13 protein-coding genes are annotated in these 10,624 nt (G+C 58.7%); 12 read left to right on the top strand and 1 reads right to left on the bottom strand.

Annotated elements, in window-relative coordinates; translation table 11 throughout:
* Both ACIREA_RS17415 and ACIREA_RS17410 read left to right on the top strand, forming a co-directional pair.
* A partial coding sequence (locus ACIREA_RS17415) for a phospholipase D-like domain-containing protein (RefSeq protein WP_397383592.1) occupies window positions 1-473 on the top strand: 473 nt, incomplete at its 5' end.
* Between the two features lie 284 nt (window positions 474-757).
* On the top strand, window positions 758-1,135 hold the full coding sequence (locus ACIREA_RS17410) for a rhodanese-like domain-containing protein (protein WP_397383591.1): 378 nt from the start codon (window positions 758-760) through the stop codon (window positions 1,133-1,135).
* Between the two features lie 78 nt (window positions 1,136-1,213).
* Here ACIREA_RS17410 and ACIREA_RS17405 read toward each other — a convergent pair whose 3' ends face one another.
* Complete coding sequence (locus ACIREA_RS17405) at window positions 1,214-2,347, bottom strand: ROK family protein (protein ID WP_397383590.1); 1,134 nt, start codon at window positions 2,345-2,347, stop codon at window positions 1,214-1,216.
* A gap of 68 nt (window positions 2,348-2,415) precedes the next feature.
* Here ACIREA_RS17405 and ACIREA_RS17400 point away from each other — a divergent pair, with 68 nt between their 5' ends.
* The 10 genes from ACIREA_RS17400 to ACIREA_RS17355 all read left to right on the top strand — a co-directional run.
* A complete protein-coding gene (locus ACIREA_RS17400) occupies window positions 2,416-3,567 on the top strand; it encodes an LLM class flavin-dependent oxidoreductase (RefSeq protein WP_397383589.1) in 1,152 nt (383 codons plus the stop codon).
* A 1-nt stretch (window position 3,568) separates the two neighbouring features.
* The gene (locus tag ACIREA_RS17395; protein WP_397383588.1) at window positions 3,569-4,615 is read left to right on the top strand and encodes a Gfo/Idh/MocA family protein; all 1,047 of its coding nucleotides are present in this window, start codon (window positions 3,569-3,571) and stop codon (window positions 4,613-4,615) included.
* Between the two features lie 59 nt (window positions 4,616-4,674).
* Window positions 4,675-5,559, top strand: a complete 885-nt coding sequence (locus tag ACIREA_RS17390) for a hypothetical protein (RefSeq protein WP_397383587.1) — start codon at window positions 4,675-4,677, stop codon at window positions 5,557-5,559.
* Window positions 5,560-5,617: 58 nt separating this feature from the next.
* Window positions 5,618-6,850 (top strand): PQQ-binding-like beta-propeller repeat protein, encoded by a 1,233-nt coding sequence (locus ACIREA_RS17385; protein ID WP_397383586.1) that lies wholly within the window; start codon window positions 5,618-5,620, stop codon window positions 6,848-6,850.
* Window positions 6,851-6,917: 67 nt separating this feature from the next.
* Window positions 6,918-7,547 carry a TetR/AcrR family transcriptional regulator gene (locus ACIREA_RS17380; protein WP_397383585.1) on the top strand — a complete coding sequence of 210 codons (630 nt, stop codon included), beginning with the start codon at window positions 6,918-6,920 and terminating at the stop codon, window positions 7,545-7,547.
* A 35-nt stretch (window positions 7,548-7,582) separates the two neighbouring features.
* A complete protein-coding gene (locus tag ACIREA_RS17375) occupies window positions 7,583-8,869 on the top strand; it encodes an RNA polymerase sigma factor (protein ID WP_397383584.1) in 1,287 nt (428 codons plus the stop codon).
* A 100-nt stretch (window positions 8,870-8,969) separates the two neighbouring features.
* The gene (locus ACIREA_RS17370; RefSeq protein WP_397383583.1) at window positions 8,970-9,362 is read left to right on the top strand and encodes a YciI family protein; all 393 of its coding nucleotides are present in this window, start codon (window positions 8,970-8,972) and stop codon (window positions 9,360-9,362) included.
* Window positions 9,359-9,757, top strand: a complete 399-nt coding sequence (locus ACIREA_RS17365; protein ID WP_397383582.1) for a YciI family protein — start codon at window positions 9,359-9,361, stop codon at window positions 9,755-9,757. Before ACIREA_RS17370 ends, ACIREA_RS17365 begins: the two co-directional genes overlap by 4 nt.
* 40 nt (window positions 9,758-9,797) lie before the next feature.
* Window positions 9,798-10,268: a VOC family protein gene (locus ACIREA_RS17360; protein ID WP_397383581.1), complete on the top strand. Its 471-nt coding sequence runs from the start codon at window positions 9,798-9,800 to the stop codon at window positions 10,266-10,268.
* 47 nt (window positions 10,269-10,315) lie between these two features.
* A partial coding sequence (locus ACIREA_RS17355; protein ID WP_397383580.1) for an SRPBCC family protein occupies window positions 10,316-10,624 on the top strand: 309 nt, incomplete at its 3' end.

The following is a 10,624-nucleotide window of genomic DNA, read 5'->3' as shown; positions in this document are numbered from 1 at the left end:
TCAATGCCGCACGCGAAGAGGTCAAGATCATCACCCCCTACTTTCTTCCCAATCCAGTTCTCCTGGCGGCGCTGCGATTGTGCGCAGTGCGTGGCGTGAAGGTGACGATCCTCACACCGGCGGAGAACAACATCCCGTTCGTAGGATGGGCCGCACAGACCTTGTATCCCGATCTGCTGTCGATGGGCTGTCGCATTTTTGAGTCAGCCCCACCGTTTGATCACTCCAAATTGTTCCTCATCGACGGCGTCTGGTCCTTCCTAGGCTCCACCAACTGGGATCCACGCAGCCTGAGGCTGAACTTTGAGTTCAACCTCGCCTGCCACGACGTTGAACTCTGCCAGCGGCTGGCTGCGGAGATGGAGGCCAAGCTGGCCCACAACCGTGAAATTACATGCGAGATGCTGGAAAATGCGCCGGTCCTGCATCGCTTGCGCAACGGCTTTGCGCGCCTCTTCATTCCAGCGCTCTAAGAACTTTTGAATCTTTTGGCAAAACCAACCGTATCTAGGAACGTTGTAATCTACAGCCTGCCATGATGCCTCTCGGGTTTCCACCATGCCTTCCTTGCTCCAGCCGCTACCGCGGCAGGGCAGAAATCGTATTTTTCTGGGAATAAAACAGCAGGCTTCAGCATCTCACTCGCACGCATGATGTCATCGTATTCCTGAATCTTAAACATTTGCCCCGGCAGACGGGGCCGCTGCCGCGCACAGTCCAACGCGCACCCCTTAACTCAACCCATCCAGATCCAATCATGAAGAAACTCATCGCACTCGTCTTCGCACTCGTCGCCTCCGCCGGTTTCGCCGCCGAGTTCCCAGACATCAGCATTGCCGATCTCAAGCAGGCCATCGCTGACAAGAAGGTCACCGTCATCGACGTTAACGGCGCCGCCTCCTACAAGGCCGGCCATGTGCCAACCGCCATCGACTTCGCAACCCAGGGCTCCAGCCTCGCCAGTGCCCTGCCTTCTGACAAAGGCGCCCTCGTCGTTGCCTACTGCGGTGGTCCTGCCTGCAGCGCCTACAAGGCCGCAGCCAACGCCGCCAGCCAGCTCGGCTACACCAACGTGAAACACCTCTCCGCTGGCATCTCCGGCTGGAAGGCCGCCAAAGAACCTCTGGAGAAGTAATACTTCAAGAGACTCCACTCACCGGGTGTGCGGGAACCATTCCTGCCACCCGGTTTTTTATGTCCGCAGCCAGAATTCTCAGGCCGGAGACCAGGCTTCCATGGCCAGACTCGCTGCCCCGAGAGCACCGGCATTATCACCTAGCGTGGATGGCACGACTTTCAGTCCACCCTCACGCAAAGCAGGCATCTGAGCGCATGCGGCATCTGTAATCGATTGGCAGAAGCGTTCCCCAAGCATCGTCAGGGGGCCGTGAAGAATGAAAACTCCGGTGTCGATGATCATGTGCAACAAGCCGATCACGCGTGCGTAATCGGCACACACGGCTTCCCATTCCGGCCCTGTGGAATCAGAAAAAGCCGCAAGGCCTGCGCGCACATCTTCGGGCAGCTTTGCCAGCCCATCCACTCCTGCCAGCCGCCGCCACGTCGCGGGAGCGCTCAGCGCATGATGCAATTCCTTGCCTTCACCCGCCCCCCCCATCAATGGCCATGGCCAGCGCCCCACCTCTCCGGCGGCATGATGAGAGCCTTCCACCACTCTGCCGTCCTGCACCATGGCGATGCCAAAACCACTGCGAGGTCCGAGGATCACATAGTCATTCAAACCGTGTCCTAAACCGAACCAACGCTCTGCCAGTGCAATCGCCCTCAAGTTGTTCTGCAAAATGACAGGGACTTTCAATTTGGATCCGATCTCATCCACCACCGGCACCTGATTCCAGTCAGGTATGAAAGCATAGTACAATCCAATCCCTGCCTGCGCGTCGACCAGCCCGGGAACTCCCAGCCCCACCGAGAGCAGCGGACCTTGCATCGTTTCGGCCAGCTTGGCCACGCACGTGAGAATGGACTTGATCACCTGCTCTGCCATCACATCTGCTGGCAGGGGAAGTTCTACGGTCATCTTCAAGCTGCCGGAAAAATCCACGCCCACCGCCTGAATGCGCTGGGCATTAAATTCCAAGCCGGCAAACCAGCCCGCCTCCGCTTGCGTGCTCAAAATGCGCCGGGGGCGGCCCATCGGTCCTTGGTTCAAGCCCGATTCATTCAGATATTTTTCGGCGATCAAATGATCCACGTACAACCCGGTCGTCGAGGGCGAAATTCCTAATGCCTTGGCCAGAGTCGTACGCGAGGTCGCACGCCCGCTGCGGACCTGCAGCACAGCAGCCCCGAGCGTTTCACGTTGTACAATTGGGTTTTTTCGCATTCGAATAAAAAGCCTGTTGATCTCTCGCTGTCCAGCAGGATCAATGTACTCCCGTCAAAAATCTTCTCATGAGTGACTTACCCATTCGCACCCCTGATCGCAAGTGTGAAGTAGCTTGGTTTTCGGCACTTTGCTCTGACGATTATGAATTTCTCGGCATTCCGGATGGCTCCATCCGCTCCAACTTCGAACACTGCGGCGACATCGTCAAAAAAGCCGACGCCTTAGGCTACCAGAATGTCCTTCTTCCCTCGGGCTGGATCGCCGGACAAGACGCCCTGGCTTTTGCCGCCGCGATGGCGCCTCTGACTTCACAAATCAACCAACTCGTTGCCCTACGCATGGGCGAAGTCTGGCCACCCATGCTCGCACGAGCGCTCGCCACCGTGGATCATATCGCCAAAGGTCGCCTGTGCATCAACATCATCTCCTCAGACATGCCCGGCATGAAGGAGAGCAATGAAGTCCGCTACGCCCGTGCTAGCGAGATCATCCAGATCCTGCAGGGGCTCTGGCGCACCGACGGCCCGTTTGAATGGAAGGGCGACTTCTACAACATCAGCCTGCCCACCACCGAACCCGCCAAGCCCTACCAACAAAACGGCGGTCCCCTGCTCTACTTCGGCGGCATTTCGCCTGCAGCGCAGGATTTATGCGCCAAACACTGCGACGTCTTCCTCATGTGGCCCGAGACGGAGGACCGCATCGCCGAAACCATGCGCGTCATGTCCGAAAAAGCCGCCGCCCACGGCCGCAAGATCGACTTCGGCTTCCGTGCCCATGTCATCGTGCGCGAAACGGAGTCCGAAGCCCGCGCAGCAACAGACCGTCTCATTTCCAAGCTCATCGCCGAAAAAGGCGCCGAGATCAAAGCACGCTCCCAAGACAGTCAGAGCGCCGGGGTCAAGCGTCAGGACGAACTCCGCGCCCAGAGCACCGACCTCTACCTCGAACCACATCTCTGGAGCGGCATCGGCCTCGCACGCAGCGGCTGTGCCAGCGCCATTGTCGGCAACCCCGAGCAGGTGCTCGCCAAGCTCAACCGCTACATGGACATGGGCATTCGCGCCTTCATCCTCAGCGGCTACCCGCATCTCGAAGAGTGCGACCTCTTCGCCAAGCACATCCTGCCGCATCTGCCGTCATGCCGCCTGAATGAAGTGCAGGGTCGGCGCGTTCCAGATCCCGTCACACCGCTCACCACCGCACCACGTCATTGACATGTCTTCGCCTGTTCGCTTCGCCCTCGCCGGTTTCGGTGCCTGGGGCAAATTCCACGCCCAATCCATCGCGGGAAATCCTGACGCCCACCTCGTTGCCATTTCCGCACCCTCAGAAGCCTCGCGCGAGGAAGCGCGCAGGATCTACCCCACGGTACAAATCTTTGCGGACAGCCTCGAAATGATCGCTCAGTCCGAGTTCGACATCATCGACATCGTCACCCCCAGCCACACTCACCGCGAGATCGCCCTCGCCGCCATGGCGAAGGGCAAACACGTGCTTCTTGAGAAGCCCATGGCAATCACGCTCGACGACTGCAAAGCCATTGTAGCCGGAGCGCAACAGCACGGCGTGCATCTTGCCGTCGGTCACGAACTCCGCCTCTCCAGCCAGTGGGGCGAAATCAAAAACATCATCGACGCTGGCACCATCGGCGATCCGCAGTACGTCCTCGTCGAACTCTCCCGCAAACCTTACCGACAAGGGGCCAGTGGCTGGCGTTATGATCAGAGTCGTGTCGGCAGTTGGGTTCTCGAAGAGCCCATCCACTTCTTCGACCTCGCCCGCTGGTATCTCGAAAGCAGCGGAGATCCCGTCGAACTCCACGCCTACGCGAACTCCCGTGATCCCCAGCGCCCGACGCTGTTCGACAACTTCAGTGCAATGTTCAAATACGCCAATGGCAGCTACGCCGTGGTGTCGCAAACACTCGCCGCCTTCGAACATCATCAAACCGTCAAAGTCAGCGGCACCAAGGGCGCTCTGTGGGCCGCCTGGAGCGGTGCGCTCGATCGAACCCTCGAACCCGAGTACTTTCTCAAAGTTTTCGACGGCGAAAATCTCGAAACGGTAAGGCTCGAAAAGCACAGCGGCGAAGTCTTCGAACTCCGCGAAGAAATTGCTCAATGCATCGATATGGTCCGTACCGGTAAAAAGCCCATTGCATCAGGCCTGGACGGTCTCTGGAGTGCCGGCCTTTGCCTCGTCGCCGAAGAATCCATTCGTCAGAACAAGCCACTGCCAGTGGGTGAACTGCTGAAGTTTTAGAGAGCCGATTGTGGGTAGATTATTCACTCCCGGTCGTTCTACCCAGCCACAGCACCCCCATGAAAGCCACACTCCTTCTCGCCGTCTTTTGCCTGACCTCATTTATTTGTCGGGCAGACGATCTGCTGCCACCGATCACCACCGGGCAGCGCGTGGCCACCTGTGGACACAGCTTTCATGTCTTCACCTACAAGCAGGTGGATGAGATCGCGAAATTTGCCGGGCTGGATCATCAATTGGTCGGACTGTCGAGCATCGGCGGCTCCACGGTGCAGAAGCATTGGGACATACCGGAGGAGAAAAGCGCGGTCAAGCAGGTGCTGAAAACCGGTATGGTGGACGTGCTCACCCTCTCCCCCATCTGGTTGCCGGATAATGCCATCGAGCTTTTCGTAAAACTCGGCATCGAACACAATCCAGCGCTGCGCATCACCGTGCAGGAATACTGGATGCCGAGTGATGAATACAATCCGGTTTACCCGCTCGACACAAAAAAGAAGGTCGATCACAATGTCACCGACATCGCCAAACTACGCGATGCGACCATGCGCTATGCAAAGGACATCGAGGACTATGTCCTGGGCATCAACCAGCGGCTGGGCAAGCAGTCAGTTTTCATCGTACCAGTAGGCATGGCGGCAGTGACGCTGCGTGATAAGATCATCAAAGGCGAAGCACCCGGATTGAAAACCCAGGCCGAACTCTTCCGCGACTACTGGGGCCACGCGCTGGCTCCGCTTCAAATCCTCTCAAGCTACTGCCACTTCGCCGTCATCTACCGCCGCAGCCCCGTGGGCCTGCGGGTGCCTAACGCCTTCAAAGCCCTCAAAGACATGAGCGATGAAGACAAGGTGAAGCTCAACAAGCTGCTGCAGGAAATCGCCTGGGACACCGTCACTCATCATCCCCTCACAGGTCTGATGAAGCCCGTCGCCGCCAAATAGCGCGGCTCACCCTGCTTTTGACAGCACACCGTCTTTCGCGGCGTTATGCAACGTCTGCATGAAAATCCACGCCCTGCTGCTTTCTTCCGCGCTCCTCGCCACTCATCTCATCGCCGCCGACTGGCCCGCCTGGCGTGGACCCACGATGGATGGTCATGCAGCAGCCGGACAAAAGCTTCCGCTGAAATGGAATGAAGGCGAAAACGTCCTGTGGAAGGCTGAGGTGCGTGGTCGTGGCCATGGCTCGCCAACCATCGTGGCAGACCAGGTCTATCTCGCCACGGCTGACATGGAGACCGAGGAGCAACTCGTCCTTTGCTATTATCGGGCAACAGGAAAGAAGAAATGGGAAGCCGTCATGCATCGCGGCAACCTCAATACCAAAGGGCATAAAATCTCCTCGCAAGCCTCTTCCGATGTCGTGAGCGATGGCGAGCGCCTGTTCGTCAACTTCCTCAACAACGGCGCCATCTTCACCACCGCCCTCGATTTCTCCGGCAAGCAGCTCTGGCAGCGCCGCGTGTGCGACTTTCAGGTGCATCAAGGCTTTGGCTCCTCGCCAGTTGTTTATCAGTCAGTCGTGCTCGTCTCCGCAGATCATCGCGGCGGCGGCAAGATGTCCGGCCTCAACAAACTCACTGGCGAAATCGTCTGGCAGCAGGACCGCCCGCCAGTGGCGAACTACGCATCCCCCGCAGTCGTCAATGCCGCAGGTAAAACGCAGGCCGTGCTCGCAGGCTGCAACAAGGTGGAAAGCTTTGATCCCCTCACCGGCAAAAAACTCTGGAGCATCGACGGCAGCACCGAGGAAACCGTGGTCACCGCCGTGACCGATGGCAGCCGCATCTTCCTCGGCGGTGGTTATCCAAAAAATCATACGATGGCCGTTGAAGCTGATGGCTCTGGCAAAATCGCCTGGGAGAACGTCACCCGCACCTACGTGCCGTCAATGATCGTCAAGAACGGCCATGTCTTCGCGGTAGGAGATGGCGGACGCGCTGCCTGCTGGAAATCCGCCACAGGTGAAGAGCTGTGGTCGGAGAAAGTAGACCGCGAATTCTACGGCTCTCCCGTCATGGCCGATTCGCGCATCTACGTCACGAGCAAAGGCGGTGTGACCTCCGTCTTCGACGCTACTCCAGAGAAGTTCGCTCTACTGTCCCAAAACCAGCTCGGAGACGAATCCTTCAGCACTCCCGCCATCTGCGACAACCGCATTTACCTCCGCTCCGCCAAGACTGGCCCCACTCGCCAGGAGTACCTGTGGTGCGTAGGCGAGTCAGGAAAGTGATCACCTGACAGGCACAGCAAAAAAGTTTGCCTTTCTTCATCACATCTTTACATACCAACCGGTTTGTATGTCCAAGAAAGCCACCAGCACCAAGCGCGAACGCGATCCTGCCGCCACCCGGCAGCGGTTGATCGACGCCACCGTGCGACTCATGCTGCAGCAGGGTTTTGCCGGGACTTCGGTCGATCAGATCTGCAAAGAAGCAGGCATGACGAAGGGCGGATTTTTCCACCACTTCGAAAACAAAGAAGCCCTCGGCATCGCAGCCATCGAATCGTGGGGCCGCATGGGCACTGCCCTCTACGCCGAGTCCTGGCAGGACTCCACACTCGATCCTTTGAAACAGCTGCACCGCATGTTTGACATCATGGTCGGCTTCACGCGGCGCAATGATGATGCCGTCGTCTGCATGGTGGGCATGATGTCTCAGGAAATGTCCGCCACCCATCCTGCCTTCCAGGCTGCGTGCGAGAAGGAACTGAATCTCTGGGCCGAAAACGTCGCCAAGCTCCTCACCGCCGCCAAGAAGCTGCACAAGCCAAAGACCAAATTTGATCCTGCTCAAGTGGCGTGGTTCCTCAACAGTCTCTGGCAGGGTTCCATGCTCATCGGCAAAACCTGCCGCTCCCAGCAACTGATTCGTGACAATCTCAAACTCGCCCGCGACTATGTGGATGGTCTGTTTCAGGCGAATTGAACCCCACGTGGCGATCTTGTATAAACGTATCCGCGATGTCTGACGCACCCTCCAGCACTCAGTTTGCCACGGAGCATTTCTTTCGGCACGAGTCAGCGCGCCTTGTCGCGACGCTGGCAGGTCAGTTCGGCGCGCAACGACTACAGTGGGTGGAAGATGTGGTGCAGGAAGCCCTCGTGCGAGCGCTGCAAACCTGGCCGTATCGCGGTGTGCCGGACAATCCAGCTGCATGGCTGACCCAGACCGCACGCCATCTGGCGTTGGATCAACTACGGCGCGAACAGCGCTGGAACGAACGAGAAGAGGGCATTTCGGCAGAGCAGGCGCGCTGGATGGCTGTGCCCTTGGAAACAGCACCGGATGATGATGCGCATCTGCGCGATGACACCCTGCGGCTGATGTTTGTCTGCTGCCACCCGCAGCTATCCGCCGAGGCACAGATCGCCCTCGCGTTGCGAACTCTCTGCGGCCTCAGTCCGGCAGAGATTGCGGCAGCGTTCGTCACCAGCGAAGCCGCCATCTCAAAGCGGCTCGTTCGCGCGCGCCAGCGCATCCGCGAGCTGGCGCTGCCATTTGAACTGCCTGCGGCGCATGACCTGCCGCAGCGCCTGGATGCCGTACTGGCATCCCTCTATCTGCTCTTCAATGAAGGCTACAAGGCCAGCAGTGGCGAGCACTTGGTTCGCTCGGACCTCTGCCATGAGGCGATCCGTCTCACCGAACTGCTGGCCACCCATCAGCACACCGGCCTGCCGCAGAGCAACGCCTTGCTCGCGCTCATGCTCCTGAGTGCCGCACGCCTGCCAGCCCGCACGGATGAAGCGGGAGGCATCCTGCGTCTTCATGAGCAGGACCGCAGCCTCTGGGATCAATCCCTCATCCAGCGCGGGCTTCAGCACCTGCAGCTCTCCGCACGTGGAGACACCCTCACGGAGTATCATCTGGAGGCGGGAATCGCCGCGTGCCACAGCACGGCGGCGAGTCACGGAACCACAGACTGGGCACGCATTCTCGCGCTGTATGATCAGCTCGTATTGCTGACTTCCTCGTCCGTGGTGGCCCTAAATCGCGCAATCGCCGTGGGCCGCGTGAATGGCGCGCAGAGCGGACTGGAGGCGCTGGCAGCCGTGCAGGGCCTGGACTCCTACCTCTCTCTGCATGCAGCACGCGGTGCCTTCGCCGCCGAACTCGCTCAGTCACAGGCGGCCGCCGCTCATTTCCGCAGAGCGCTTACCCTCGCTGCCCTCCCCTCTGAGCGCAGTTTTTTTGAGCGCCTGATTGCCGAATGCGAAACTTCCCAGCCCCAAAAAAGCACACGCTAAAAAAATTCTTTGTTTCGATGTCCTTTTCCGTCCGGGCCGTTCGTCGTCCTTTTGAAACCACGACATCTTCCACGCTCAACACCCTACGACTGCCCTCGCCATGAACTCTGAAACTCCCCTCCATGACTACCTCGTCATCTCGCGCGGACATTGGGACAAAGACAAGTCCAAGGAGCAGATAGACACGGCCATCACTGAATTCTACGACTGGCTCAACCGCCACATCGAGGCTGGCAGGATGCGCCCCGGCAGCCGCCTCAGTACAGACCGCGCCACCGTCTCCAAGGCAGGCGTCACCACCGACGGCCCCTTCGGAGAGGCCAAGGAAGTCGTGGGCGGCTACTGGTTTGTCAGTGCAGCCAGCCTGAGTGAAGCCGCCGACCTGCTCTCTCACAGCCCCACCCTTCCCTGCGGCCTGCATTATGAAGTCCGCCCGCTTGATCCCGAACTCTGCACCGCCTCAGACATCACCAACGAAACCCCGCCCGCATGAATCCACAAAACCCCACCGATGAATACTTGCTGCTCATTCGAGGCACTCACTGGAACCACGGCATGTCCCCCTCCGAACTTCAGCATGTCATGACTGACTTTTACGCCTGGGTAGATGACCTCAGCAAAGCGGGCATCCATCGCGGCGCACAGCCCTTGATGGAGGAGGGCAAGCTCGTCTCCGGTCCCAAGGGAGCGACGGTGACCGATGGCGTCTTTGCAGAGTCAAAAGAAGCCATCGCCGGTTACTTCCGCATCGCCGTGGGCAGCATGGATGAAGCCGTACGCATCGCCCAGGAATGCCCCATCCTCCAATACGGAGCCACCGTTGAGGTCCGTCCCATCGCCGATCTCTGCCGCCCCATGGCCGAAGTCAAATCCGCCAGCCAGCCCTGACACCACATTCGTCAATCAACTACTCAACTACTCAACCACCATGAGCACACTCGCCTACCCCTCCTTCAGTCCCTACATCACCGTCCATGACGCCAGCAAGGCCATCGCCTTTTACAACGCAGCCTTTGGTGCGACCGAACGCTTCCGCCTCGCCGATGAATCGTCCGGCAAAATCGGCCATGCCGAGCTCGATCTCCAAGGCAGCCTGCTCATGCTCTCGGATGAAAACCCCGCTTGGAACAAGTCTCCTCAAACACTCGGTGGCACCCCTGTGAAATTCTGCCTCATGGTTGAAAACGCCGATGCCGCCATTGAAAAAGCCGTCGCCGCTGGCGCCACACCGCTCATGCCAGCCAGCGATCAATTCTACGGCTTTCGCAGCGGCTCCGTGCGCGATCCCTTCGGCCATGAATGGATGCTCCAGCACGAGATCGAAAAAGTATCTCCCGAAGAGATGCAGAAGCGCTGGAATGACATGCTCGGCAAATGCCAGCCTCCTAAAGAAAAGTAATCTGACCCCTCTCATTCAATCACTCACCACACCACAATACGCACACCATGATTAAAAAAATCCTGCTCGGCCTCGTCGCCATCATCGCTGTCATCTGCATCCTCGCGTCATTCCAGTCCGATGACATGAACATCACCCGTTCCGCCACCAGCAAAGCCGCGCCTGAGACCGTCTTCAAAATCGTGAACGACTTCCGCCAGTGGGACTCATGGTCCCCCTGGTCAAAGATTGACCCCAATATGAAGAAGAGTCTCGAAGGCCCGCCCGAAGGCGTCGGTGCCATCTACAAGTGGTCCGGCAACAATGAAGTGGGCGAAGGCAGCACCACCTTGGTGGAGAGCAAGCCGAATGAAAAA

It is taken from the genome of Prosthecobacter sp. (assembly GCF_044373815.1).
GTDB lineage: Bacteria > Verrucomicrobiota > Verrucomicrobiia > Verrucomicrobiales > Verrucomicrobiaceae > Prosthecobacter.
The sequence above is the reverse complement of the archived record's forward strand: the minus strand, read 5'-3'. Positions and strand labels throughout refer to the sequence as shown.

What these genes read in the sequence shown, in the direction of transcription:
- ACIREA_RS17370 (WP_397383583.1), top strand. Translation starts at nt 8,970, where the DNA reads ATGAACTCTGAAACTCCCCTCCATGACTACCTCGTCATCTCGCGCGGA.
- ACIREA_RS17410 (WP_397383591.1), top strand. Translation starts at nt 758, where the DNA reads ATGAAGAAACTCATCGCACTCGTCTTCGCACTCGTCGCCTCCGCCGGT.
- ACIREA_RS17360 (WP_397383581.1), top strand. Translation starts at nt 9,798, where the DNA reads ATGAGCACACTCGCCTACCCCTCCTTCAGTCCCTACATCACCGTCCAT.
- ACIREA_RS17395 (WP_397383588.1), top strand. Translation starts at nt 3,569, where the DNA reads ATGTCTTCGCCTGTTCGCTTCGCCCTCGCCGGTTTCGGTGCCTGGGGC.
- ACIREA_RS17375 (WP_397383584.1), top strand. Translation starts at nt 7,583, where the DNA reads ATGTCTGACGCACCCTCCAGCACTCAGTTTGCCACGGAGCATTTCTTT.
- ACIREA_RS17385 (WP_397383586.1), top strand. Translation starts at nt 5,618, where the DNA reads ATGAAAATCCACGCCCTGCTGCTTTCTTCCGCGCTCCTCGCCACTCAT.
- ACIREA_RS17365 (WP_397383582.1), top strand. Translation starts at nt 9,359, where the DNA reads ATGAATCCACAAAACCCCACCGATGAATACTTGCTGCTCATTCGAGGC.
- ACIREA_RS17390 (WP_397383587.1), top strand. Translation starts at nt 4,675, where the DNA reads ATGAAAGCCACACTCCTTCTCGCCGTCTTTTGCCTGACCTCATTTATT.
- ACIREA_RS17380 (WP_397383585.1), top strand. Translation starts at nt 6,918, where the DNA reads ATGTCCAAGAAAGCCACCAGCACCAAGCGCGAACGCGATCCTGCCGCC.
- ACIREA_RS17400 (WP_397383589.1), top strand. Translation starts at nt 2,416, where the DNA reads ATGAGTGACTTACCCATTCGCACCCCTGATCGCAAGTGTGAAGTAGCT.
- ACIREA_RS17405 (WP_397383590.1), bottom strand. Translation starts at nt 2,347, where the DNA reads ATGCGAAAAAACCCAATTGTACAACGTGAAACGCTCGGGGCTGCTGTG.